The organism is Kitasatospora sp. NPDC059146 (assembly GCF_042786665.1).
Lineage (GTDB): Bacteria > Actinomycetota > Actinomycetes > Streptomycetales > Streptomycetaceae > Kitasatospora.
In genome coordinates this window covers 1-24,521 of record NZ_JBHZCY010000010.1, presented here as the reverse complement: position 1 = coordinate 24,521, position 24,521 = coordinate 1, and the positions used below count along the sequence as shown (strand labels likewise).

19 protein-coding genes, 1 tRNA gene, 1 other RNA gene and 1 pseudogene are annotated in these 24,521 nt (G+C 70.5%); 9 read left to right on the top strand and 13 right to left on the bottom strand.

The genetic code is table 11. The features are described from left to right. The first annotated feature begins 76 nt into the window (after nucleotides 1-76). From ACFXPX_RS06370 to ACFXPX_RS06355, 4 genes are all read left to right on the top strand, one after another. Nucleotides 77-454: a nuclear transport factor 2 family protein gene (locus ACFXPX_RS06370; RefSeq protein ID WP_380527182.1), complete on the top strand. Its 378-nt coding sequence runs from the start codon at nucleotides 77-79 to the stop codon at nucleotides 452-454. A 263-nt stretch (nucleotides 455-717) separates the two neighbouring features. Then, nucleotides 718-2,172 (top strand): DHA2 family efflux MFS transporter permease subunit, encoded by a 1,455-nt coding sequence (locus ACFXPX_RS06365; RefSeq protein WP_380639788.1) that lies wholly within the window; start codon nucleotides 718-720, stop codon nucleotides 2,170-2,172. A 185-nt stretch (nucleotides 2,173-2,357) separates the two neighbouring features. Continuing rightward, nucleotides 2,358-4,208, top strand: coding sequence for a S9 family peptidase (locus ACFXPX_RS06360; protein WP_380532139.1), 1,851 nt, complete (start codon nucleotides 2,358-2,360; stop codon nucleotides 4,206-4,208). Next, nucleotides 4,205-4,855 (top strand): hypothetical protein, encoded by a 651-nt coding sequence (locus ACFXPX_RS06355; RefSeq protein ID WP_380639786.1) that lies wholly within the window; start codon nucleotides 4,205-4,207, stop codon nucleotides 4,853-4,855. The genes ACFXPX_RS06360 and ACFXPX_RS06355 overlap by 4 nt, the downstream gene beginning before the upstream one ends. 9 nt (nucleotides 4,856-4,864) lie before the next feature. Here ACFXPX_RS06355 and ACFXPX_RS06350 read toward each other — a convergent pair whose 3' ends face one another. The 10 genes from ACFXPX_RS06350 to ffs all read right to left on the bottom strand — a co-directional run bounded on the left by ACFXPX_RS06350 (nucleotide 4,865) and on the right by ffs (nucleotide 15,006). Then, nucleotides 4,865-5,668, bottom strand: a complete 804-nt coding sequence (locus ACFXPX_RS06350; RefSeq protein WP_380639784.1) for an SURF1 family protein — start codon at nucleotides 5,666-5,668, stop codon at nucleotides 4,865-4,867. Between the two features lie 141 nt (nucleotides 5,669-5,809). Continuing rightward, nucleotides 5,810-6,976 (bottom strand): hypothetical protein, encoded by a 1,167-nt coding sequence (locus ACFXPX_RS06345; RefSeq protein ID WP_375887680.1) that lies wholly within the window; start codon nucleotides 6,974-6,976, stop codon nucleotides 5,810-5,812. Then, nucleotides 6,969-7,514, bottom strand: a complete 546-nt coding sequence (locus ACFXPX_RS06340) for a SigE family RNA polymerase sigma factor (RefSeq protein WP_254802531.1) — start codon at nucleotides 7,512-7,514, stop codon at nucleotides 6,969-6,971. The genes ACFXPX_RS06345 and ACFXPX_RS06340 overlap by 8 nt, the downstream gene beginning before the upstream one ends. A gap of 352 nt (nucleotides 7,515-7,866) precedes the next feature. Further along, nucleotides 7,867-8,928 carry an aspartate-semialdehyde dehydrogenase gene (locus ACFXPX_RS06335; RefSeq protein WP_380639781.1) on the bottom strand — a complete coding sequence of 354 codons (1,062 nt, stop codon included), beginning with the start codon at nucleotides 8,926-8,928 and terminating at the stop codon, nucleotides 7,867-7,869. A 28-nt stretch (nucleotides 8,929-8,956) separates the two neighbouring features. Next, nucleotides 8,957-10,237 (bottom strand): aspartate kinase, encoded by a 1,281-nt coding sequence (locus ACFXPX_RS06330; protein WP_375887685.1) that lies wholly within the window; start codon nucleotides 10,235-10,237, stop codon nucleotides 8,957-8,959. 422 nt (nucleotides 10,238-10,659) lie between these two features. Next, nucleotides 10,660-11,364 (bottom strand): DUF5063 domain-containing protein, encoded by a 705-nt coding sequence (locus tag ACFXPX_RS06325; RefSeq protein WP_375887687.1) that lies wholly within the window; start codon nucleotides 11,362-11,364, stop codon nucleotides 10,660-10,662. Then, nucleotides 11,357-11,956 (bottom strand): recombination mediator RecR, encoded by a 600-nt coding sequence (recR, locus tag ACFXPX_RS06320; RefSeq protein ID WP_375887690.1) that lies wholly within the window; start codon nucleotides 11,954-11,956, stop codon nucleotides 11,357-11,359. Before recR ends, ACFXPX_RS06325 begins: the two co-directional genes overlap by 8 nt. A 182-nt stretch (nucleotides 11,957-12,138) precedes the next feature. Beyond that, on the bottom strand, nucleotides 12,139-12,480 hold the full coding sequence (locus ACFXPX_RS06315; protein WP_360227091.1) for a YbaB/EbfC family nucleoid-associated protein: 342 nt from the start codon (nucleotides 12,478-12,480) through the stop codon (nucleotides 12,139-12,141). Between the two features lie 92 nt (nucleotides 12,481-12,572). After that, nucleotides 12,573-14,825: a DNA polymerase III subunit gamma and tau gene (locus ACFXPX_RS06310; protein ID WP_380639779.1), complete on the bottom strand. Its 2,253-nt coding sequence runs from the start codon at nucleotides 14,823-14,825 to the stop codon at nucleotides 12,573-12,575. 90 nt (nucleotides 14,826-14,915) lie between these two features. Next, an RNA gene (gene ffs, locus ACFXPX_RS06305) (signal recognition particle sRNA small type) lies at nucleotides 14,916-15,006 on the bottom strand. A 111-nt stretch (nucleotides 15,007-15,117) separates the two neighbouring features. Here ffs and ACFXPX_RS06300 point away from each other — a divergent pair. The 4 genes and pseudogenes from ACFXPX_RS06300 to ACFXPX_RS06285 form a co-directional block, all read left to right on the top strand. Continuing rightward, nucleotides 15,118-15,202 (top strand) — tRNA-Ser (locus ACFXPX_RS06300). A gap of 118 nt (nucleotides 15,203-15,320) precedes the next feature. Continuing rightward, nucleotides 15,321-16,745, top strand: a complete 1,425-nt coding sequence (locus ACFXPX_RS06295) for a hypothetical protein (RefSeq protein WP_380532360.1) — start codon at nucleotides 15,321-15,323, stop codon at nucleotides 16,743-16,745. Between the two features lie 137 nt (nucleotides 16,746-16,882). Next, entirely contained in the window at nucleotides 16,883-18,169 is a 1,287-nt protein-coding gene (locus ACFXPX_RS06290) for an IS256 family transposase (RefSeq protein ID WP_380639923.1), read from the top strand. Between the two features lie 22 nt (nucleotides 18,170-18,191). Beyond that, a pseudogene (locus ACFXPX_RS06285) lies at nucleotides 18,192-18,482 on the top strand (hypothetical protein); the annotation flags it as partial. A gap of 116 nt (nucleotides 18,483-18,598) precedes the next feature. Here the strand turns inward: ACFXPX_RS06285 and ACFXPX_RS06280 are convergent. From ACFXPX_RS06280 to ACFXPX_RS06270, 3 genes are all read right to left on the bottom strand, one after another. Beyond that, a complete protein-coding gene (locus ACFXPX_RS06280; RefSeq protein WP_380639777.1) occupies nucleotides 18,599-18,961 on the bottom strand; it encodes a peptidylprolyl isomerase in 363 nt (120 codons plus the stop codon). Nucleotides 18,962-19,126: 165 nt separating this feature from the next. Continuing rightward, on the bottom strand, nucleotides 19,127-19,936 hold the full coding sequence (locus ACFXPX_RS06275) for a TIGR02391 family protein (protein WP_380639775.1): 810 nt from the start codon (nucleotides 19,934-19,936) through the stop codon (nucleotides 19,127-19,129). Between the two features lie 478 nt (nucleotides 19,937-20,414). Then, nucleotides 20,415-21,692: a helix-turn-helix domain-containing protein gene (locus tag ACFXPX_RS06270; protein ID WP_380639773.1), complete on the bottom strand. Its 1,278-nt coding sequence runs from the start codon at nucleotides 21,690-21,692 to the stop codon at nucleotides 20,415-20,417. A gap of 1,734 nt (nucleotides 21,693-23,426) precedes the next feature. Between ACFXPX_RS06270 and ACFXPX_RS06265 the strand changes: the two genes are divergently transcribed. After that, the gene (locus ACFXPX_RS06265; RefSeq protein ID WP_380533197.1) at nucleotides 23,427-24,377 is read left to right on the top strand and encodes a hypothetical protein; all 951 of its coding nucleotides are present in this window, start codon (nucleotides 23,427-23,429) and stop codon (nucleotides 24,375-24,377) included. The last annotated feature ends 144 nt before the right edge of the window (nucleotides 24,378-24,521 follow it).

Sequence of the window (24,521 nt, the reverse complement as noted above, 5' to 3'; positions counted from 1 at the left end):
CGCGGCGGCCCGTCCCTACCTTTGTGAGCAGCGGGAACGACCCGCCAACGGCCCACCGGCACACGGGAGACGAACCATGACCGAGATCACCACCGCCGCCCTCCAGCAGCTCGCCGAGCGCTACCTGGCGGTCTGGAACGAGACCGACCCGGCTGCCCGCCGCAAGCTGATCGACGAGGTGTGGGCCGAGGACGGCCGCTACACCGACCCGCTGGCCGCCGTGGCCGGCCGGGACGCGATCGACGCGCTGATCGGCGCGGCCCAGGCCCAGTTCCCGGGCCTGGAGTTCACCCTCGGCCCGGTGGACGCCCACCACGACATCGCCCGGTTCACCTGGAACCTCGGCCCGGCCGGCGCCGAGCCGGTGGTGATCGGCTTCGACGTGCTCGCGGCCACGCCGACGGGCCGGATCGGCACCGTGCACGGGTTCCTGGACCGCGTGCCGGGCGCCTGAGTCCGGGACGGACGTCCGAACCGGGCGGACGTAACCAGGAAGACGGACGTACGAGCAAGACGGGCGTACGAGCAAGACGAGCGTCCAAGCCAAGCGGATGTCTCAGCAAGACGGACGTACGAGCCAAACGGACGTCCAATCCATACGTACGTCCGTACCAGACGCCCGTCCGAACACCGGACAGGCCGGTTCCAGGGGCGCCGCACCCCCACGGCGGCGCCCCGCCCCCTGAGGGCGGGGCGCCCGAGAGAGGAGAACCCGAGTTGAGCACCGCACTGAAAGCCCCCGCCAAGGCCCCCGGCCCGGCTACCCCCGTTCCGCCCGCTACCCCCGCTACCCCCGCCGCCCCGGCGGCACCCGCCCCCCGGGGCCTGCTGCCGGTGATCCTGACCGCCACCTTCATGACCGCCCTCGACACCTTCGTCGTCAACGTCGCCGTCCCCTCCGTCCAGGCCGATCTGGGCGCCGGCCCGGCGGTCGTCCAGTGGGTGATGGCCGGGTTCGGCCTGGCCCTCGCCGTCGGGCTGGTCACCGCCGGCCGGCTCGGCGACCGGTACGGCCGGCGCCGGGTGTTCGCGCTCGGTCTGTCCCTGTTCACCCTCGCCTCGGCGGGCTGCGGCCTCGCCCCGACGGCGTCCGCGCTGGTCGGCGCCCGGGTGGCGCAGGGCCTGGCGGCCGCGCTGATGGGCCCGCAGGTGCTGGCGATCCTGCGGACGGCGTTCAGCGGCGCCGCGCAGGCCCGGGCCTTCGCCCGGTACGGACTGACGATGGGCGTCGGCGCGGTGTTCGGCCAGCTGATCGGCGGGCTGCTGATCCGCGCGGACCTTCTCGGCCTGGGCTGGCGCAGCTGCTTCCTGATCAACCTGCCGATCGGCCTGGCCGCGCTGGCCGCCGTCCGGCGCTGCCTGCCGGAGTCGCGGGCGCCGCAGCGGCCGGGCCTGGACCCGGTCGGGGTGCTGCTGGCGACCGTCGGGCTGACCGCCCTGGTGCTGCCGCTGATCCAGGGACCGGGCCTCGGCTGGCCGCTGTGGACGCTGCTCTGCCTCGGCGCGGCGGTCGCCGTGCTGGTGGCGTTCGCCGTCCACCAGCACCGCAGTACGGGCCGGGGCACCCCGCTGGTGGACACCCGGCTGTTCCGCGGCCGCGCCTTCGGCACCGGGCTGCTCGCCCAACTGGTCTTCTGGCTCGGCCAGGCCTCGTTCTTCCTGGTGCTCGCCCTGCACCTGCAGCTGGGCCGCAGACTGGACGCGCTCGGCGCCGGGCTGGTGTTCACCGCGATCGGCCTCGGCTACCTGCTGACCTCGAACGCCACCCACCGGGTCACCGCGCGCCTCGGCGAGCCGCGCACGATCACCGTCGGCGGGCTGCTGATGGCCGCCGGGCTGGGCCTGCTCGCGTTCGCCGCCGACGCCGGCGCGGACGGCAGCGTCTGGTGGCTGGCGCCCGGGCTGTTCGTGGACGGCCTCGGCATGGGCCTGGTGATCGCGCCGGTCACCACCGTCGCCCTGGCGGCCGTGGAGCCGCAGCTGGCCGGTGCGGCGGCCGGGGCGGTGGCAACCGTGCAGCAGGTCGGCGGCGCCGTCGGTGTCGCGCTGATCGGCCTGGTCTACTACGGCGCCGGCGACCCGACGGCGGCCTTCGTCCGCAGCACGGCGGTGCTGGCGGTGCTGGAGCTGGTGCTGGTGGGCCTGGTCCGGCTGGTGCCGCGCCGTTCGTGAATGCCGCAGGAGCACGACCCGGGAGAACGTCGCGGGGGCACGACCCGGGAGAACGCCCTGGGAGCACCACCCGGGCGGGCCGCCGAGGAGCACGACCCGGGCAGGCCGCCGGAGGAAGCCGGGCGGGCGGGGCGATCCCCGCCCGCCCGTTCCGTTCCGTCCCCCCGATCGGGTTGGATGGTCGGATGAGCGAGGAGAAGAGCACCGTACCGGCGTGGGAGCAGCGGTTCAGGGCGGCCCGGGTGTCACTGCCCGACTGGGCCGAGGACGCCCCCGACCGGGCGCTGTACGTGTCCAACGCGACCGGCACCTACGAGGTCTACGCCTGGGACCGTGCCACCGGCTCCCACCGCCAGGTCACCGACCGGCCGAACGGCACCACCGACGCCGAGCTGTCCCCGGACGGCGCCTGGGTCTGGTGGTTCGACGACCACGACGGTGACGAGTTCGGCGTCTGGCGCCGCCAGCCCTTCGCGGGCGGCCCGGACGAGGAGGCCGTGCCCGGCCTCGCCGCCTCCTACTCGGCCGGCCTGGCGCTGGGCCGCGACGGCACGGTGGTCGTCGGCCGTTCCACCGACGAGGACGGCACCACCCTGCACCTGCGCCGACCGGGCGCGGCCGCGCCGGTCGAGATCTACCGGCACGAGGAGTACGGCGGCGTCGGCGACCTCAGCCACGACGCCACCCTGCTGGCCGTCGACCACACCGAGCACGGCGACGCGATGCACTCCGCCATCCGGGTGGTCCGGCTCACCGGGGACGGGATCGAGACCGTCGCCGAACTGGACGAGGTCACCGGCCGGGACGAGCCGCGCGGCGTCGCCTGCCTGGGCTTCGCCCCGGTCGAGGGCGACACCCGGCTGCTGGTCGCCCACCAGCGCACCGGCCGCTGGGAGCCGATGATCTGGGACGTCGCGACCGGCGCCGAGACCGCCCTCCCGCTCCGCGACGAGCAGGGCCGCGAGCTGCCCGGCGACGTCTCCGCGCAGTGGCGCCCCGGCGCCGGGGCGCTGCTGGTCGAGCACGAGTACGAGGCGCGCAGCGAGCTGTTCACGTACGACCTCGCGGACGGCCGGCTGACCCGCCTGGAGACCCCGCGCGGCACGGTCGGCGGCGCCACCGCCCGCCCGGACGGCACCGTCGAGTACCTGTGGTCCTCGGCCGCCGAGCCCTCCGCCGTCCGCTCCACCGCGGGTGCGGTCGTGCTGCGGGCGCCCGGCCCGGTGCCGCCCGGCTCCGTCCCGGTCGAGGACGTCTGGGTGGACGGTCCCGGCGGGCGGGTGCACGCCCTGGTGCAGCGCCCGCGGACCGGGGGCCCGGGGCCGTACCCGACGGTCTTCGAGGTCCACGGCGGCCCGACCCACCACGACAGCGACTCCTTCGCCGCCGGACCGGCCGCCTGGCTGGACCACGGCTTCGCGGTGGTCCGGGTCAACTACCGCGGCTCGACCGGCTACGGCCAGGCCTGGACGGACGCGCTGCACGAGCGGGTCGGCCTGATCGAGCTGGAGGACATCGCGGCGGTCCGGGAGTGGGCCGTCTCCAGCGGCCTCGCCGACCCGCGGCGACTGGTGCTCACCGGCGGCAGCTGGGGCGGCTACCTGACCCTGCTCGGCCTGGGCGTGCAGCCCGACAGCTGGTCGCTGGGCGTCGCCGCGGTACCGGTCGCGGACTACCACACCGCGTACGCCGACGAGATGGAGGCGCTCAAGTCGCTCGACCGCACCCTCTTCGGCGGCACCCCCGAGGAGGTGCCCGAGCGCTTCACCGCCTCCTCGCCGCTGAGCTACGTCGAGCAGGTGCGGGTGCCGGTGTACATCAGCGCCGGGGTCAACGACCCGCGCTGCCCGATCCAGCAGATCGAGAACTACGTCGAGCGGCTGGAGCAGCTCGACAAGCCGCACGAGGTGTACCGGTACGACGCCGGGCACGGCTCGCTGGTGGTGGAGGAGCGGATCCGGCAGCTGCGGCTGGAGATCGACTTCGTCCGGCGGCACCTCGGGGTCCCCGACGGCGGCAGCGGAGCGGCTGGGTGAGACGTCTGTCGGCGGTCGCGGGGGCGGCGGTGGCCGGGGTGCTGGTGCTGGTGCTGAGCGGCTGCTCGGGCTCGCACGGCGACGAGGTCGCCTGCCCGCCCCCGGCCACGGCCCCGGTGCCGGCCACGCCCACGGCGCCGGCCACACCCACGGCTCCCGCCGCGCACCCGGCGCCCGCGCCCAGCGGCTCGGCGACCCGGGCGAGCGCGCCGGTGGCCGGGGCGACGGTCCTCCGGGCGTCCTACCAGCCGGGCGCTGAGGAGGACGCGGCCGAGCGCGGCGGATCGCACGGCTCCGGCGGGTCCAGCAGTTCCGGCAGTTCCGGCGGTTCGCACGGCTCCAGCAGCTCCGGCGGTTCGAGCGGCTCCAGCGGTTCGAAGGGCGGCGGTCGCTCCACGCACCACCACATCGACCACTACGGCTCGAACAACGGGTCGGCCGGGCGCGGCCACTGCCGCGGCGGGAGCACGCCGGTGGACGAGGACACGGCGACGCCCTTCGGTAGCGGAGGTAGCGGAGGCAGCTCGTCGACCCCGTCGGGGCCCCCGACCGGCCCCGCAGCACCGATCACACCGACCGGCGCACCGACCGCACCGCTCAAGCCGACCCCGGTGCCCACCCCGCCCCCCGGCAGGCCGACCCGCTGACCGGGCGGCTCAGTCCAGGACCGGGTCCAGCCCGAGGGCCCGGTCCTGCTCCGCCTCCGCCTCCCGGCGCACCAGGCGGAACCACATGAAGACCACGAACCCGCCGAAGACGAACCACTCCAGCGTGTAGCCCAGGTTCTGGAAGGCCCGCAGGGTGAGCCCGTCCCCGCCCTGCGGCTGGACGGTCGGTACGGCGGTCAGCCCGGCGGGCACCTGGTCGGCGGAGACCCAGCCGTCGTACCAGCCGTCGTACTCCAGCACGTTCAGCAGCGAGGCCCGGTTGATCATGCCGAGCTGCCCGGTGGGCAGGCCGCCCGCGACCGCGCCGTTGCTGCCGACCGACTCGTTGGCCTGGAGCCGCCCGGTCACCGTCACCGGCCCGGTGGGGGCCAGCCCGACCGCGTGGGCGGCGCCGGACGGGTCGGCGGGCGGGTCGCCGGGCGCCCAGCCCCGCACCACGGCGACGGCGTGTCCGTCGGCGGTGCGCAGCGGGGTCAGCACGTAGTAGCCCTGCTTGCCGTCCAACACCCGGTTGGGGACGAGGAGTTGGTGCTCGGTGTCGTACTCCCCGGAGGCCGTGACGGACTTGCCGACGGTCTCCGTGGTCACCTGCGGGGTGGCCGGGCCGAGCAGCGCGTCGATCGGACGGGCTTCACCCGAAGCGGCGAGCGACTGCTTGGTCTCCTGGTGAGTGGAGACGCGGTCCTCGAACCGGCCGAGCTGCCAGGAGCCCAGCCAGACGCAGACCGCCACGGCCGCCACGGCCAGGGCGGTGCCGCCCAGCCAGCGCGGAGTCAGGAGGAACCGGTACACACCCCCCACGGTAACCACTCCTCACACCGCGCCGGACCACAGGGTCCGCCTCCGCCCACCGGATCGGCCGCAGAACGCCGCGCCGACGACGCCCGCGCCGAGCCCGGGTCCTCCACCACCGACGCCCGCGCCGCCCCCGGCTCAGCCCGCCGCGGGCGTCCCCGAGGGCCGGGCCGCCGACCCGCCGGACGGCTGGACCCCGCCCCGGTAGAGCGTCCCCCCGCACCCGACCGGCAGCGAGGCCGTGGCGACCGCCGGGCTGCCGGGGGCCGGGGTGTGGGCGATGGTCGCGGTGGGCGGGGCGCCGGTCGGGTTGCCGCTCGGGGTGGCGGTGGGGCTCGGCGCCGCGGTGGGCCCGGAGGTGGGCGAGGGGCTGGCCTGCGGGTTGGAGCTCGGCGCCGCCGAGGCGCCGGTGCCGGAGTTCGGGGCCGCGCCGGAGGAGCCGGCGGGGCCCTGGGTGGTCAGGGAGGCCTGGTTGGTGCCGGAGGTCGGCGCGGTGGTGGCGCCGCCGGAGGAGCCGCAGCCCTGGTCCGGGATCCAGGCGAACGGCACCTTGTACCCGGCCTGCGGGGCGAGCAGCGGCGGTTCGGCGTCCATCGCGGGCAGGTTGCCGGCCGGGTCGCCGGGGGTGTGGTCGGCGGAGCGGACCCGGTTGCGGTCGGTGCCGCTGACGTCGGTGACGGCCACCGCACCCGGCCCGCCGAGGCGGCAGCTGCGGCCGGAGACGTTGTACACCGTGAAGGAGCCGTAGATCCGGCCCTGGGTGTCCGCGGGGCCGACCTGGGCGGTGCCCTGGCCGAGGTCGGCCCGGGTGCAGAGCGGGACGATCCCGCCGTCCCCGGTGCCGGGGGCCCCGGTGGGGGTGGCGGGGCCGGTGCGGGTGGCGTCCGCGCCGGGGCTCGGCGAGGCGCTGCCGGTGCCGGTCGGGGAGGTGCTGCCCGCGCCGCCGGGGCCGGGGCGTACGCCCCCGCCGGTGGCGCTGCCGCCGATCGCGCTGCCGGTGGGGGCGGCGAGGGTCGCGCCGCCGGCGTTCGCCGAGCCGGGCCCGCCGGACAGTCCGAGGTGGTCGCCCTCGTGCAGGACGGGCAGCGCGATCGCGACCGCCAGGGCCAGTGCCGCCGCGCCCGTCCAGGCCCCGCGCCGGGCGGCCCGCCGCCGGGGTACGGCCTGGCGGATCCGCGGCAGGGCGCCGACTCCGGGCTGGATCCGGTCCACCGCGTGGTGCATGAGCTCGCGCAGCGCCCGTTCCTCGGCGGAGAAGTCCGGGAGGTGGTCGTCCCCTGGCCGCTGGCGGGCGCCGTCAGCCATGTCCGGCCTCCATCTGGGTCCGGAGGGCGGCGAGTCCGCGTGAGCCGTACGCCTTCACCGAACCGAGCGAGATGCCCAGGGTCTCGGCCACCTGCGCCTCCGTCATGTCCACGAAGTAACGCAGCACCAGAACCTCCCGCTGACGGCGTTGCAGACCCTTCAACGCGGCCTTCAGCTGGTCGCGCTCCAAGGCATCGTAGGCACCTTCTTCTGCACTGGCCATGTCAGGCATCGGCTTGGGCAGCAGTCGCAGGCCGAGGATCCGCCGTCGCAGCGTGGAGCGCGACAGGTTGACCACCGTCTGCCGCAGGTAGGCCAGGGTCTTCTCGGGCTCGCGCACCCTGCGCCGGGCGGCGTGCACCCGGATGAAGGCCTCCTGCACGACGTCCTCACAGGTGGAGAGGTCGTCCAGGAGCAGCGCGGCGAGGCGCAGCAGCGAGCGGTAGTGCGCCTGGTAGGTCTCGGTGAGCAGGTCCTCGCTGGTACCCGCGTCGGTACCCGCGCCGGAGTCCGCCGCACCGGGTGCGGCCGCCGTCATCTGGTCGTCTTCCGGCCTACTCGAAGACCACGGGGAACGCGCCGGAAAGGCCACCACGGCTCTCGCCCCGATGCCCGCCCTTGCCCCCACCATCACGTTCGCCACGCCCGTTGGACACTCGATCCCCTGTCATGGTTGCCCAGCCCGGGGGCCATTCTTCCGCATCGGCGGAAGCGGCCTCCAGGGGATTCCCACGGGATTCCGGACAGATTGTGTCGAGGAGCGGACACAGGTCCGGACGTCCTCGGGCACAAGGGGCCCTCAGAACCGGGCCGATGACGGGTCCTGAGCCTCCCCACCGTCAGTTCGGGCCGCCCTCGCCCCGCCTGAAGCGCCGGCTCGGCGGCCGCCCTCAGTCCGCCCGGAGCGCGAGCTCGGCGGCCACCAGCTCGGCGATCTGCACCAGGTTGAGCGCGGCCCCCTTGCGCAGGTTGTCGCCGCACAGGAAGAGGTCGAGCGCGTCCGGCTCGTCCAGCGCCCGGCGCACCCGCCCGACCCAGACCGGGTCGGTGCCGACCGCGTCGTTCGGGGTGGGGAACTCCCCGGCCGCCGGGTCGTCGTAGAGGACCACGCCGGGCGTCTCGCGCAGGATGTCCTGGGCGTGCTCCTGGCTGACCTCGCGTTCGAAGCGGGCGTGCACGGCCAGCGCGTGGGTGCGCACCACCGGGATCCGCACGCAGGTCGCGGAGACCTTGAGGGCGGGCAGGCCGAGGACCTTGCGGGCCTCGTCGCGCAGGCCCAGCTCCTGGGCGGACCAGCCGCCGTCCTGGAGACCGCCGGTCCAGGGCACCGCGTTCAGGGCGAGCGGGGCCGCGAACGGCCCCTCGTCGGCGATCACCGCGCGCAGGTCGCCGGTCTGCCGGCCGACCTCGGTTCCGGCCACCAGGGCGGTCTGCTCGCGCAGCGCCGCGGTGCCGGCCCGGCCCTCGCCGCTGGCGGCCTGGTAGGTGGCCACCACCAGCTGCTCCAGCCCGTACTCGGCGTGCAGCGCGCCGACCGCCGTGACCAGCGCCAGCGTGGGGCCGGCCGGACTGGCCACGATCCCGCGCGGACGGATCCGCAGCGCGGCCGCGTTCACCTCGGGGACGACCAGCGGTACGTCCCCGACGGTGCGGAAGGCGGCCGAGTCATCGACCACCACGACGCCCTTGGCCGCCGCGATCGGCGCCCACTGGGCGGAGACCTCGTCGGGGACGGCGAACACGGCGACGTCGATCCCGGCGAAGGCCTCCTCGGTCAGCGGCACCACCGGGGCCGTCTCCCCGCGCACGACCGGCGTACGGCCGGCCGAGCGCGGGGAGGCGACGAGTCGGACCTCGCCCCAGACGTCCTGACGGAGCGAGAGCAGGCCGAGCAGCACCTCGCCGACCGCGCCGGTGGCGCCGACCACGGCGAGGTTGGGACGCCGGGTCACCGCCCGGTGCCCCCGCCCGGCTCCCGGGTCATCGACCGGTGCCGCCGTAGACGACGGCCTCGTCGCTCTCGCTGTCCAGGCCGAAGGCGCTGTGCACGGCGCGGACCGCCTCCGGCACGTCGTCGGCGCGGGTGACCACCGAGATGCGGATCTCCGAGGTGGAGATCAGCTCGATGTTCACGCCCGCGGCCGAGAGCGCCTCGAAGAAGGTCGCGGTGACGCCCGGGTTGGAGCGCATGCCGGCGCCGACCAGCGAGATCTTGCCGATCGCGTCGTCGTAGCGCAGCGACTCGTAGCCGATGCCCTCCTTGACCCGGCCGAGCGCGTCGATGGCCTTCTGGCCCTCGGTCTTCGGCAGGGTGAAGGAGATGTCGGTCAGACCGGTCGACGCGGCGGAGACGTTCTGCACCACCATGTCGATGTTGACCTCGGCGTCGGCGATGGCGCGGAAGATGCGCGCCGCCTCGCCCGGCTTGTCGGGCACGCCGACGACGGTGACCTTGGCTTCGGAGGTGTCGTGGGCGACCCCGGAGATGATGGCCTGCTCCATCTCGCCCCCTTCGGGCTTGTTCGGGTTGTCGTTGCTGACGATCGTCCCGGGAAGACCCGAGAAGGACGAGCGTACGTGAATCGGGATGTTGTAGCGCCGCGCGTACTCGACACAGCGGTCGAGCAGGACCTTGGAGCCGGACGAGGCCAGCTCCAGCATGTCCTCGTACGCGATCCAGTCGATCTTGCGCGCCTTCTTCACCACGCGCGGGTCGGCGGTGAACACGCCGTCCACGTCGGTGTAGATCTCGCAGACCTCGGCCTTGAGCGCGGCGGCCAGCGCGACGGCGGTGGTGTCCGAACCGCCGCGGCCCAGCGTGGTGATGTCCTTGCTGCTCTGGGACACGCCCTGGAAGCCGGCCACGATCGCGATGTTGCCCTGGTCCAGGGCGGTGCGGATGCGACCCGGCGTCACGTCGATGATGCGTGCCTTGTTGTGGACGGAGTCCGTGATGACACCGGCCTGGCTCCCCGTGAAGGACTGGGCCTCGTGCCCCAGGGATTTGATCGCCATGGCCAGCAGCGCCATGGAGATGCGCTCTCCAGCGGTCAGCAGCATGTCGAACTCACGGCCGGCAGGAAGCGGTGACACCTGCTCCGCGAGTTCGATGAGCTCGTCCGTCGTGTCGCCCATCGCGGACACCACGACGACGACCTCATGGCCGGCCTTCTTGGCGTCAACGATTCGGCGGGCAACGCGCTTGATGCCTTCGGCATCCGCAACGGATGAGCCGCCGTACTTCTGCACGACAAGGCCCACGTGCGCTCCTCGACTAGTGTCGTTTTCCGGGGGCTCCAGGCCCCCGTACCCCCCGGGGGAAAGGGGGGTGCGGTCCGCGCCAGTCTACCGAGCAGGGGTGCCCTGACCGGCGCTTTCCATATGATGAGACGGCTGTTTCAGCACGTGGGCGGCGGTTCGGGCGGTGCCACCGGCAGGTCTGCGGGACACCGGGCGCCGTTCCGAAGAATTCCCGGACGAATACCGGGTACCCCGGCCGGATTTCTTTTCCGGGGGGATTGCTGAGGCATTCGTCACAATCGCCGACGGCCGCCGCGATCCCCGGCGGCGGCCTTCGGTTGCGGCCTTCGCATACTGCCCTCGGTGCGGCCCTGGGTTGCGGCCCTCGGTTGCGGCCCTGGGTTGCGGCCCTCGGTTGCGGCCGAGGGCCGGCTACCTGCCGCCTACCGGCCGAGGCCGAGCTCGGCCTCCATCAGGTCGCCCGCCTGCTGCTCCAACTGCTCGTCGGTCAGCCCGTCGTCGTCGGTGTCCGCGCCGTCCGGCGCCGCACCGATCGGACTGTCCAGCCGGACGTGGGCGATCAGCGACTGCAGCGCCCGCAGCACCGCCGTGCAGGTCGTGCCCCAGTTGGAGAGGTACGAGAACTGCCACCACCACAGCGCCTCGCTGACCCGGCCCTCGCGGTAGTGGGTCAGGCCGTGCTGGAGCTCGCTGACCACGCCGGCCAGGTCGTCCGAGATCCGGAAGGCGTTCGGCTTCTCCGGCGGACCGTACGGGTCGAAGACCTCGTGGTAGACGTCGATCGGCGCGAGCAGCACGGCGAGGCGCTCGCGCAGCTGCTCGCCGTCCGGCTCCGGCCCGGCGTCGGGCTCGAAGCGGTCCTCGGGGACGACGTCCTCGATCGCGCCCAGCCGGCCGCCGGCCAGCAGCAGCTGCGAGACCTCCAGGAGCAGCAGCGAGACCGCGCTGCCCGGTTCGTCGCCCTTGGCGACCTCGGTGACGGCGAGCACGAAGCTCTCCACCGAGTCGGCGATCTGCACGGCGAAGTCGTCCGGCTCGGAGCCGTGGCCGTGGGTGTGCGGGGCGGTCGCCCCGGCCTCCGGCTGCGGGGAGCCGTGGGGCTGCTGGTTGATCGTCCGGTCAGACATCGAGCAGTCGTCTCCCTTCGAAGGCGCGACCGAGGGTGACCTCGTCCGCGTACTCCAGGTCCCCGCCGACGGGCAGTCCGCTCGCCAGCCGGGTCACCTTCAGGCCCATCGGCTTGCACAGCCGGGCCAGATAGGTGGCGGTCGCCTCCCCCTCCAGGTTGGGGTCGGTGGCCAGGATCAGCTCGGCGACCGTGCCGTCCGCGAGGCGCGCGAGCAGCTCGCGGATGCGCAGGTCGTCCGGGCCGACGCCCTCGATGGGGCTGATCGCGCCGCCCAGCACGTGGTAGCGGCCGCGGAACTCACGGGTGCGCTCGATGGCGACGACGTCCTTGGGCTCCTCGACCACGCAGATGACGCCGAGGTCGCGCCGCGGGTCCAGGCAGACCCGGCACCGCTCGGCCTCCGCGACGTTGCCGCAGACCGCGCAGAACCGGACCTTGTCCTTGACCTCCAGCAGCGCGTGCGCGAGACGGCGCACGTCGACCGGGTCGGACTGCAGCACGTGGAAGGCGATCCGCTGGGCGCTCTTGGGCCCGACGCCGGGCAGCCTGCCCAGTTCGTCGATCAGGTCCTGAACCACGCCCTCGTACAACGTCGCGCCTTCCCTCGGATGGTCCGGTGGTGCTCCTGGTCGGAGGTGCCCCGGTGCCATCATCCAACGAATCGGGCGCCGGACACACCGCCCGACGCCCGACTCCCACAGAAATCACATGGGTCCGCCGTCTGAACTCCAGACCGTCGACCCCCGCGGCGGGGATCACGGCCGGGGTTTCCCTAGAACGGCAGGCCGGGGATGCCGCCGCCGCCCAGGCCCTGGGTCAGCGGGCCCATCCGCTCGGCCTGCATCTTCTGGGCCGCCTGGTTGGCGTCCCGCACGGCCGCCAGGACCAGGTCGGCCAGGGTCTCGGTGTCCTCCGGGTCCACGGCCGCCGGGGCGATGGTCAGCGCCACCAGCTCGCCCGAACCCGTCACCGTGGCCTCGACCAGGCCGCCGCCCGCCGTACCGTTCACCTTCGCCTCGGCCAGCTCCTGCTGGGCCTTCGCGAGCTCCTCCTGCATCTTCTGCGCCTGCTTGAGCAGCTGCTGCATGTTGGGCTGACCACCACCGGGGAACACGGCTCACTCCTTGCTGTCACACGGTTCGTCGTACGTCACGGTCGAGCCTACGGGCCCGGGGCGGATGCCGTGGCCCCGCTCCCGGGGAGCGCTCAGTTGCCGCGGTGGTGGATCTCCTCCAGCACCGTGGCCCCCAGCTCGCGGATGATCAGGTCCTGGCCGGAGAACGTCTCCTCGTTGAGGTCCGGGTCGTCCTCCTCCGGGATGTCGTCCTCCGGCCGCACCGACTGCACCGGGCGGGCCGGGGGCGCCGCCACCGGCGGCGGGGCCTGCACCGGCGCGGGAGCCTGCACCTGCGGCCGGGGCGGCGCCTGGACCGGGGCCTGCGCCTGCGGCGGGGCCTGCACCGCGGCCTGCGCCGGGGCGGGAGCCGCCGCCGGCGGGGCGGCGGCCGCCGGACGGGCCGGGGCCCCCCAGCCGCCGCCGGCCGGGGCCGGGGCCGCCGCCGGCGCACCCACGCCGCCCGGCGGGTCGACGATGCACTCGATCCGCCAGTCCACGCCCAGCGCGTCCGACAGCGCCTGGCGCAGCACGTCGTCGCTGTTGCTGCCGACGAAGCTGTCCCGGGCACCGGCGTTGATGAACGAGACCTGGAGCACGCTGCCGTCGAACCCGGCCACCTGGCCGTTCTGGCTGAGCAGGATCCAGGTGAAGCGGCGGCGGTTCTTCACCGCCTCCAGGATCTGCGGCCACAGCTGCCGGACCTGCCCGGCGCCCTGCTGCGCGGCCGCGGACGGCTGACCGCCGGGGGCGCCCGCGGGGGCGGGGGTGGGGGCGGGGGCCGGCTGGGCCGGGGTCGGCGCGGGCTGCGGGACGGCCTGCGGCTGCGGCACGGGGGCGGCAGCAGCAGCGGGGGCCGGTGCGCCACCGGCGGGCGGGAAGCTGCGCGCGATCGGCCAGGCGCCCGGAGCGGGCCCGGCCGGGGCCGGGGGTGCCGGGGCCTGCGCGGGGGCGGGGGCCGCCACGACCGGCGCGGGCACCGGAGCGGGCACCTCCACCGGCGGGGCAGCCTGGGGGAGCGCGCGCGCCGCCGTCGGATGGGCCCCGGGGGGCGCCGTCGGGGCAGCCTGGGGGACCGCCAGCGCCGCCGTCGCAACGGCCACGGGGGCCGCCATCGGGGCCACCCCGGCCACCGGTGCCATCGGTGCCATCGGTGCCATCCCGGCCGGTGCGGCGAAGCCTCCCGCCGCGGCCCGGCGCTCCAACTTGTCCAAGCGCGCCTGCAACGACAGCTCGTCGCTGTACGCGCCCGGCAGCATCACCCGGGCGCAGATCAGCTCCAGCTGGAGCCGGGGCGCCGCGTTGCCACGCATCTCGGTCAGCCCGGTGTTGACGATGTCCGCGGCCCGGCTCAGCTCGGCCGCGCCGAAGGCGTCCGCCTGCGCCTGCATCACCGCGACCCGGTCCGCCGGGGCGTCGATCAGCCCCTTCTCCCCGGCCTCCGGCACGGTGGCGAGGATCACCAGGTCACGCAGCCGCTCCAGCAGGTCCGTGACGAAGCGGCGCGGGTCGTGCCCGCCCTCGACCACCCGGTCGATCACCTGGAACACCGTCGCGCCGTCCTGCGCGGCGAAGGCGTCCACCACCTCGTCCAGCAGCGCCGAGTCGGTGTACCCGAGCAGCGACGTCGCCATCTGGTACGTCACGCCGCCCTCGGCGGCACCGGCCAGCAGCTGGTCCATCACCGACATCGAGTCACGCACCGAGCCCGCGCCGGCCCGTACGACCAGCGGGAACACCGAGTCCTCGACCTGGATGCCCTCGCGGCCGCAGACCTCCGCCAGGTAGTCGCGCAGGGTGCCGGGCGGGACCAGCCGGAACGGGTAGTGGTGGGTGCGGGACCGGATCGTCCCGATCACCTTCTCCGGCTCGGTGGTCGCGAAGATGAACTTGAGGTGCTCCGGCGGCTCCTCGACTACCTTGAGCAGCGCGTTGAACCCGGCCGAGGTCACCATGTGCGCCTCGTCCAGGATGAAGATCTTGTACCGGCTGTGCACCGGCGCGAAGAAGGCCCGCTCACGCAGCTCGCGCGCGTCGTCCACACCACCGTGCGAGGCGGCGTCGATCTCGATCACGTCGATCGAGCCGGGCCCACCGGTCGCGAGGTCCCGACAGGACTGGCACTCCCCGCAGGGCGTCGGCGTCGGCCCCTGTTCGCAGTTCAGGCAACGGGCCAGGATGCGCGCGCTCGTCGTCTTGCCACAGCCGCGCGGCCCGCTGAACAGGTACGCGTGGTTGACCCTGTTGTTGCGCAGGGCCTGCTGGAGCGGAGCGGTCACGTGCTCCTGCCCGATGACCTCCGCGAAGGTCTCGGGGCGGTAGCGGCGGTACAGGGCTAGGGACACACCCCCGACGATATCGGGACGGACGGACAAACGCGTCGCCCCTTCACCCCGGCCCCGCTCTCCCCACGGCCCACACGCCCTCGGGAACGCAAAGACCCCTCGTGCACCCGCCAGAGCCCTCCTACCCTTGCTGCCTTCCGGCCCTGGGGGGGTTCAGAGAGATGACGCCACACGAGGGGCTGACCCCCACAGTACCGGATCCCGGCCCCGACGATCCACAGGCCACCCCCACCCCTCAGCCTGCGGGACAGCTGGTCGCGAGCACCCCGAAACATGTACTAAGCTCTCCCACGGAGGATTCGCCTAGAGGCCTAGGGCGCACGCTTGGAAAGCGTGTTGGGGGCAACCCCTCACGAGTTCGAATCTCGTATCCTCCGCCTTTGCCTAGCAAGGCAGTTGAAGGCCCCGACCGGGTTTCCGGTCGGGGCCTTCTTCGTGTCGTGGTTGCAGTTTTGGTTGCAGTTGCCGCCGCACACGGACCGATACGGTTGCCCAGTGGCTCCGCACTACCTACCAGCCGACCGCGCGCTCCTCGACCTCCCGCGATACTCGGAGGCCGATCGCCCAGCACATCTGTTGCCGGCGGACGACCTACCCGCCCTCGGCCTGCGCATCCCACACGCGCGCCAACCCAGCGCGTGGCTGACCAGCCCAGGTGTTCAGGGCTGCACGTACCGGCCCGCCTATGCCCTGGCCGGTCTCGAACCGGCCGAGTCACAGCATGGCGAACGCCACGTCGATCGAGACGACGAGATGGCGCGGACGATGACGGCCCTCGACATCAAGGAGATGGTCGCCCGCGGCAAATTCCGCGCAGGCCTGGTGGAGAACCGTGCACTCAACGGGCGCCTCATCCGGGCGAAGGGAAGGCCCTACCAAACTGGCCATCCGCTGGTACTGACCGTTCGCGCCACCCCGTGCTGCGGCCGACTTTCTGAGATCGCGGTGTGCTCCCTGTTCGACCTGGTCAACGAGCACTTCCTCATCCGCACAGAACCCGGCAGGTCCTGTCCAGCCCACCACCATCCAGCCGACGCCCAGCCGCTTCCGCAGGTCCTCCCGCAGCTTGCCCGGCTCGCGACCAAGACAGTGGAGGGCGAGTACATCATCGTCTGGGGCCAGTACCCAGTGCTCGCTCTAGAAGCCGAGCTCGCACTCACGTCAACCGGGTCCAAGAAGCGACGCAGGGAACACTGGCTGGGAACACAGTGGATCGACCTACAGATGACTGAGGCGATCTGGCGTTGCGGCGACAGCACCGACGGCCTCGCAATGTTCACCCCCGGTACCGACGCGGCAGACGACGCCCAGGTCCTGGTCCGGATCGTCCACCAGATCAGCGACTCCCATGCCTTCATCTCACGCGGTCGCGACTGGCTCCCGGAGCCTGCGCCGGAGGTCTGCCCCTCCGCGAGAGCATTGCACTTCACCCTGCCCGCGGAATTGGGCGCTGGCAGTTCCACCGAGGCGGCCGAGCCGTGGTCGCTGACCTTCCCGACTCATCTGTTGGAAGGGCCCACCGATACCGCTCGGCTGGGTAGCGCCCGCCGGGAGCAACCTCAGCTCCGCCAGTGGCTGCTCAACAACCGCACGGCTGCCCCATGCGCACTGTGTGGGGAGACCTATCCAGCGGCCTACCTCCGCGCCGCGCATATCAAACGCCGGGCCGAGGCAAGCGAGGACGAACGGCGCGATCTCGCCATCGGAATGCTGGCCTGCACGTTCGGCTGCGACCAGATGTTCGAGCTCGGCGACATCTTCGTTGACTCCGAGGGCGTCATCCGAAGCCGCCTCACAGACGAGGGAAGTACTGTTGCCGCCGCAGCCGGACGCCTCGTGGGTCGGCGATGCCCAGCGGCCATCCCGGAGAGAGCGGAGTACTTCCGCCACCACCGACAGGCTCACGGCCACGACGAATAGGCACGCCCGCGCCCGCAGGCTCTCTGGCCGAACCATCGCATTCCCACCCGCTGGGGACCGATCCTCTGGCAGGGTGCTGGGGTCTGTACAAAGAACGGTGTAACTCCCGATCAAGGAAGTAGCACCTGATGAAGGAAGTGACCGTCTCGGCCGCGGCCGTCGAGGCAGCGAAGCCGGTGGAGTTGCAGCCGGACGCCTTGGACGACCAGTTGATCGGGCAGCTGGTCGACCGGGCCCGAGCGAGCGGGCTGCAGCTCACCGGCGCCGGAGGCCTGCTCCAGCAGCTCACGAAGAAGATCCTGGAGTCCGCTCTCGAGGGCGAGATGACGGACCACCTCGGCTACGAGAAGCACGACCCGGCAGGGGCCGGCAGCGGGAACTCGCGCAACGGCATCCGGTCGAAGACCGTGCTGACCGAGGTCGGCCCGGTCGAGATCGACGTCCCCCGCGACCGGGAAGGCTCGTTCGAGCCGCAGCTGGTCCGCAAGCGCCAGCGGCGGCTGTCCGGAGTTGACGAGATGGTACTCTCGCTGTCCGCCCGCGGTCTGACGCACGGGGAGATCTCCGCGCACCTGGCCGAGGTCTACGGCGCGGAAGTATCCAAGCAGACCATCTCCACGATCACGGACCAGGTGATCGAGGGCATGGCCGAGTGGCAGAACCGGCCGCTCGATCCGGTCTATCCGGTGGTCTTCATCGACTGCGTGCACGTGAAGCTCCGCGACGGCCAGGTCGCCAACCGGCCCATCTACGTGGCGCTGGCGGTCACGGTCGAGGGCACCCGCGAGATCCTCGGGTTGTGGGCCGGCGACGGCGGCGAGGGCGCCAAGTACTGGCTGCACGTCCTGACCGAGATCAAGAACCGCGGCGTCGCGGACGTGTGCATGGTCGTCTGCGACGGTCTCAAGGGCCTGCCGGACGCCATCGCCGCGGTCTGGCCGCAGGCCGTCACCCAGACCTGCATCGTCCACCTGATCCGGGCCTCGTTCCGCTACGCGGCCCGGCAGGACTGGGACAAGATCTCCAAGGCGCTCAAGCCCGTCTACACGGCTCCGACCGAGGACGCCGCCCTGGAGCGGTTCGTGGAGTTCACCGAGGCCTGGGGGAAGAAGTATCCCGCGATCGTGCGGCTCTGGGAGAACGCCTGGGCGGAGTTCGTGCCGTTCCTGAGCTTCGACGTCGAGGTCCGCCGGGTCATCTGCACCACGAACGCGATCGAGTCCGTCAACACCAGGATCCGCAAGGCCGTCCGCTCGCGCGGGCATTTCCCGAACGAGCAGGCCGCGTTGAAGTGCGTCTACATGGCGATCGTGTCCCTCGACCCGACCGGTGACGGCCGAAAGCGCTGGATGACCCGCTGGAAGGCCGCGTTGAACGCCTTCGAGATCGCCTTCGAGGGCCGACTCTCCGCCGGCCGCCGTTAACTCAACCCAACCGAGTTACACCGTTCACTGGACAGACCCTTGGTCAGCTGCCGACTGCCCGGTCCACACCGACAGCGACGGGCAGCTGCGGGCCAGCGCCGGCTGGCTGCTGGAGCACACCGGTTACCGGCCCGGCTACAAGATCGCAGACGGCATCCGCTGCTCGGAACGCCGCACCCTCACCCTCACCGCCCACGACGGAGCGACCGCAACGGGCTTCGCCCACGCCCTCACCGAACTTTCGACGCAGGTCGAGATTGCAACCGGAATCACGCTCCGGCCTGAACCGGCGCTGATCGGCATCTGGCCGTAACGGCCGAAGCAGCCGGGCCTGCGGGTCGGGAGGTCGGGATCGAACGTTGTCCGATTTCTGTCATTGACGGGAAGCCAGGGGGCTGGGGGCCGTGCAAACCGACCCCCCGCGTGGTCCTAATTGCTGCTCTGAGGCGGGCGGTTGGTGATCTCGTCGTTGGTGGCGTCAAGGATGGCGAGGACCTTCACCTCGTAGCGCACTCGCTGCCCGGCCAGCGGGTGGTTCGCGTCAATGGTCACGTCGTCGCCGCTGATGTCGTGGATGGTGACGAGCCGGGTCTCGCCATCGGAGGTGGAGAGCTTGAGCTGCACGCCCACCTCCAACTCCGCCCCATCGAAGGAATCGCGGTTGACGGTGGTGACCAGCTCGTTGAGGTATTCGCCGTAAGCGTCCTCCGACTCAAGGACGATATCCACCTCGTCGCCGACAGCCGCGCCTTCGAGTCCTCGCTCCAGGCCGGGCAGGATGCCACCCTGCACGCGGCCCGGTCGAAGCCGGGGTGGCCGCGCATTTGCTCACACCATCACGAACGGACGAATCGTCACATCGGTCACGCCCCGCCAACAACGACCAGCAAGATCGTGTCACGAGCTCTTATGAGGCCGTCGGCCAAACCATGCAGGAAGGAACCATCCGCGACTGGCTCACGAGGTTGCGGTAGTCCCACGCCGAGCAGCGAGATCTAGACGTCGGAGCAGTAGGCTTCCAAAGGCGATTGCCTCGTACGATTCGGATTCTCCTTCCTCCGAATGACCGCCATGCGCCCGCGGATTCCGCAAACCAGCCATAGCTCCCATGAAAAGGAACTTGAAACCAGCCTGCTCACTCTGCCCGGACATTCCATCAGCCCTCCGCACATCGACCCCCTGGATCGGATCAGAAAATGCCTTGGCCATCAAGGACTGCCCCGACTCGGAAAGCTCTCCGGTTGCGTTTTGAACGCGGAATTCAATATGGCGAAAAACGGCTAGCACGGCCTGCGAAAAATGCCCATCGCTCCACAGCGAACCCGCAACCGAGAGGATCTCCGGATGCAAGCCCTCCAGGTCCCTCCTCTGACGCAACGAGTGATAATTTTCGACGAAATTCTTTCTCCTGAGCCAGTAATCCTGAAAGTCTTGAGCGCCAGCAAAGAAGCGGATTCTACTGTCCACGGAAACACGCGCTGGGACAAAGACCTCCCAGCCGCCACTCCTTGCGGCGCCAGTGCACCACGGCTCGGGCCGCATGACATCCATCAAGAAATCCACAGGATTCCTAAACTCCAGACCTCGACACACGGCCGCAACATCGTCACTTTCCGAGGGACTGAAACCGATGCGCTCAGAGCTCCAACGCGCCGCGTCCTTCTCCTTCTTCGCAGCGTCTCGCAAAATCTGCAGAAATAGCAGCAGAACTCCGTCCGATCCCGCGCAGTTAGCAACCCCCGCCAGGGTCAGACGGACTTCGTCCATCGATGAGACCTTAGCGCCCAGCCCATCGGGGATTCCATCGACTAGCCCATCGGGCAATCCAGCCGCCACCGAGCGGAGCGACGTACCAGACTTCTGGAGCAGCCGATCCAATTTCTTAGAACTCGGCCAGCGACCCTCCCTTTTATGCACGGTAAAAATTGCCTGGAGAAGCAGACTTTCAGGTTCACTATTGGCTCGCGGAAAATCGTTAGTCTGCCCACTAAAACTTGCCACCTGCCGAGCACCTCCAACTAGATCTGAGAGACGTCCAATATCCACCTGCGGCTGACCACACTCAAGCAACGGATTAGAAGTGTCTGGGATCTCATGAGCCTCCAGTGCACAGGTGGGGCTGACCTGCTGTACGCGCGTGCTAAGCACTATGTGAGCTTGCAGAGCCCAGAACGGCGGGCGCGCGGCGAAACGCTTCACCGAGACGGGTGACATGCTGGTGCACCCGCCACGTATGCGCTCATCTTTATCGTTCCAACCACCGAGCCATCCAACTGCGGCGGTACTTGCGCTCGCGCTCGCGCTGCTCCGCCTCCGCCCGCGCCAGCTTGTAGAACTCGACCTCGCGCGGATCGCCGGAATTCCACCCTTCGGGACAACCGTTCAGGACGTGATTGCGAAGACTCGCCCCCAGGGCATCCGCACCGTTCTCTTGGCACGCCCGATGGAACCGCAGGATCGACTCTGTCGGCGCGTGCAGGACGAGCGTGCCCGGCAGATCACGGACCCACCGCACAGCAGGCGACGGATTGAGGGCAAGTTCCAGACTTTCGAGAGGGGACCACCTGGTGAGGGGAGAGTCGTGAGGTCGTAGTTCCTTGGAGTCGGGAAGCTCCAGGCTCCTGGTGAAGTAGAACAGAGCCACCGGATCTTGCGCTCGGGCTGTCGCGGCCAAAATTCGTGACGCATCGAGCTTCCGCTCCTTGTTGAGGAACATCTCATACAGCCCAAAGATCAGCGTAACGTCGCCGCTGACCGCGAGCCGTTCCAGCAGCAGGTCGGCCTGGTCATCCTGGTCGTAGTCACGCCAGCTAACAAGTATCTGGTAAAGATCGCCCATGCTGGCGGTGTCTGCCTGGCCGAGCAGCACGAGTTCGGCGTCGGTAGCACTCGCCAGATCCTCCATTGCGCGTGCGTCGCGGCCCTGCAACCGAAGGACCGCCTCAGTCTGCTGGATCTGTTGCTCAAGGTCAGCCACACGACGCTCAGCGGCATCGCGTTGCTCAGTCAGCGCCCGCACCTCGTCCCGTGCGTGAACGTCGAGGTCGGCGAGGGCCTCCTCTGCTGCCTGGCGCTTGCAACGCTCTGCTCTCAGCTCCTCCCGGAGCTCACCGAGCTGCTCGCGGGTGACACGGCGTTGGCGCTCAATCTCCTCCCGCGCCTCAGCAAGTTCGAACTCCCGGGCCTGCAGCGGACTCCGAGCCCGGGCCGCCTCATACATCACCCTCCGGGTCTGCGCGACCTCCTCAAGCGAAACTTCGCCGCCTTCCTGCTCGGCCAGGACCTGGTGAATCCGGACAGCGAACTCTCGGCGCGGGACGTCTCGGCCGTTCAGATACTTCGAGAGCCGAGTCTTGTCCACGTGCAGCAGATCGGCGCTAAGCCTGCGAGCCAGTTCCTCGGAAGACAGACCGATCCGGTCACGCAGATACCGCAACCGCTGTGCGCAACGGCGCTCCGGCTCGGGCAGCTTCTCATCGAGCTCGGCAAGACCACGTCGCCCTGGACGCTGACTCTGCGTCATTTCTCATCCCCTTCCCGTTGTTGCGCGTCAAGCAACGTGCGGTCGAGTGACGCAAGGTGCGGTTGCGGCCTGCCGCATCCATGCCCCTACCTGCTGTGATCGGACCATACCGAATCGATTGCAGCTCGGAGGTCCACATGCCCCATCCTCGTCCGGCCCACCCGTTCCTCGACGTTCGCATCGGCGGCATGCGGCTGACGGTGCAGCGCTGTCCTTACCGGCTGCTCATCTTCGTCGCGTCTGTCAGTGGCACCGTGAGCGGTGTCCTTGCGCTGCATCGGTAGACGCCTGACGGATGAGGCCCAGCCACGGGCACGTGCGAGAGGCCCGTCGTAGGCGTGGCCTTCAGGGTCGCGAGATCGCCGCCGAGCCATCGACCACGCACGTGCCTCAGCGCGACCTGGCGACCGATCGACAAGCGCCCGATTGATGCCGGCGAGGAGCCGTGTCTGGTCTCAGTTTTGGTCTCGTTCTCCCCTGTCCGACCAGGTTCAGCCGCCGCCCAGCGGTTCGCTCCGCCGCAGGTCAGGACGAGTGTGAACCCCTGCGGACGGGGTTAGGGAGAATTGGAAAGCGTGTTGGGAGCAATCCCTCACGAGTTCGAATCTTGTATCCTCCGCCTTCACGAAGGCCCGGACCGCTCAGCGGCCCGGGCCTTCGTCGTTGTCCATCCACAACCTCCGACCCCGCTGTCATGCACAAGCCCCTTCCCCGGACTCCTCCGGCAGCGCCGCTCGGAGCGCTCCCTTGATCGGGTCGCCCCCACCCCCGGGCGGCCGCCAAGTCGATGCACAAACCCTCGAACGTCCGGCAGGCCGGCCAGAGCAGGCCGCTGTTCGACCCGCCCTTGATCGGGTTCGGCTCAAGCGGGCAGGCGGACTCATGTGCGAGCGCCGACCGGGTAGCGCTCGCGGCGAGGAGAGGTCGCCGAGCCTGCCGCCGCCGAAGCCACGGCCCTCTGGCTCCACGCGGACCCGCCAACGGCGTCTTGTCCGAATTCGAGTGGAATAGCGCAGATCAACGCCCACCGAACAGCTCTCCGACCATTGACCTACGCTCGACGACTTACCCATGCCAGTCATGGATGACATCGGCGAGGGGAGGTTGGAATACGCCTGCCCACCTTGGACCGAATGCCACCACAGGACGGCCCGCAACGCCCGGCGCTAGGACACCCGCAGAACCGAGGCGGACCATCCATCCTTATGGTGCGGCCCCACAGCCGCACACATGATGCCCCAGCTAATCTCGCGACTGGCCCATCGTGCCGAACAGCTATTCCTTGAAATTCTGGGAAAGCTGTCAGATGCCGTACTCCATCTCCACCACCCGCCATACAGCTCGCAGCCTGCGGCTCTCATTTCCATGACGCCTTCCCGAATTCTCCAACTCCGCACCAGTCCTGTTCTCGGCCGGCTACTGCTGATCGAGCGCGGTCATGCTTCGCCCCTTTCGCACTGCACCCGCCCGCGCATTGCAACCGCGAACGTCGGGCTGCCTTCGATCCCGCACTTTCGAAAGAAGCACCTGCCTGCGATCACAGTCGATCCAAGTTCTCAACATTTGCGACATCATGCTAGATGAGACTGATCATCTATTCTCAATAGTCGACTTCGAACACTATCTGACGGTATCCGCCTCTAGCCTCGCCCTGAGGGAAGCGAGACGAGGAGCCGACGAACGCATTCGAGTCGCGCAAATCTCTTCACCACGCCCCGAGAAGGAGATTGCAGCATGGCCGATGAAGTCCGCTCCAGTCCGCCCGTCTACACCGAGATCGCCGAAGTGACCCCCGACAAGTGCAGCAGCTGGATGAGTAAGAGGACATGCAACCGTGTCCCCCTGAAGCGATCCAATGTGGACAAATTCAAGGAAATTCTGCGCAACGGCCAGTACCGCACCACACACCAGGGGTTCGCGCTCGACTGGCACGGCTGTCTGATCGACGGGCAGCACCGTGCCGCCGCGATCATCGAGACTGGTGCCACGGTGACCGCCCAGGTGACGTACAACCTCAACCCGGACACCTTCGCCGCGATCGATGGCGGCCGCATCCGCACCGCGGGAGACTTCGTCGCGCAGATCACCGAGATGAAGCAGGCCAACTCCAACGTATACGCAGCGGCCCTGAAGGTCCTCGCCAACCGCAGCGCGCTGCTCCACTGGACCCGGTGGACCACCGGCCGGCTAACGGCGGAAAAGCTGCAAGAGCTGGTGGTCAGGTGGCCGATCGAGGAAGCCCTGATCGTCCGCATGGTAGGGAAGGGCAAGCAGTGTCACGCCAGCGCGACCGGACTGGTCGTCGCCTACAAGATCATCACTGAGGAATGGCCGGAGCACGTGGCGAACTCGTTCTTCGACGGCATCGGTGAAGCCAGTCAAGAGCTCGTCGGCAAAGACCCCCGAGCCCTCTACACGAACACCATGATCAACGTGAACCGCGGAGTCGTCAGTCGGGACAGCGTGCAGCAGTCGGCCCAAGCCATCAAGGCCTTCAACGCCCTCGTCACAGGCGAGTCCATCGGCACCCTGAAGAAGATGAAGTTGAGTGGTGTGAAGACCGTCATGGATCGGCGAACCGGCGAGGAGATCGAGCAGGAGTACCTCGCAGACCGGTACCCAGAAGTCGTTCCGCAGACGCTCGACATCAGTGACACATGGCTCAAGGGCGGCGGCACCAACTGAGTACGGCCACCGTCGAAGGCCCGGACTTGGGTTCTAGTGTCCTGAGTCCTTGATCCGTCGTTGGTCAGTGCATGGGACGTCCTGGGCCGAGGCTGGCCGAGCTGGTGTTGTCGGATCACGAGCGGCAGGTGCTCGGCGCGTGGG

Bases quoted from the DNA above. Each gene is read 5' to 3' on its own strand.
- ACFXPX_RS06275 (WP_380639775.1), bottom strand. From the start codon at position 19,936: ATGGACGAAGTCCGTCTGACCCTGGCGGGGGTTGCTAACTGCGCGGGA.
- ACFXPX_RS06270 (WP_380639773.1), bottom strand. From the start codon at position 21,692: ATGACGCAGAGTCAGCGTCCAGGGCGACGTGGTCTTGCCGAGCTCGAT.
- ACFXPX_RS06340 (WP_254802531.1), bottom strand. From the start codon at position 7,514: ATGACGGCGGCCGCACCCGGTGCGGCGGACTCCGGCGCGGGTACCGAC.
- ACFXPX_RS06325 (WP_375887687.1), bottom strand. From the start codon at position 11,364: ATGTCTGACCGGACGATCAACCAGCAGCCCCACGGCTCCCCGCAGCCG.
- ACFXPX_RS06360 (WP_380532139.1), top strand. From the start codon at position 2,358: ATGAGCGAGGAGAAGAGCACCGTACCGGCGTGGGAGCAGCGGTTCAGG.
- ACFXPX_RS06265 (WP_380533197.1), top strand. From the start codon at position 23,427: ATGGCCGATGAAGTCCGCTCCAGTCCGCCCGTCTACACCGAGATCGCC.
- ACFXPX_RS06370 (WP_380527182.1), top strand. From the start codon at position 77: ATGACCGAGATCACCACCGCCGCCCTCCAGCAGCTCGCCGAGCGCTAC.
- ACFXPX_RS06345 (WP_375887680.1), bottom strand. From the start codon at position 6,976: ATGGCTGACGGCGCCCGCCAGCGGCCAGGGGACGACCACCTCCCGGAC.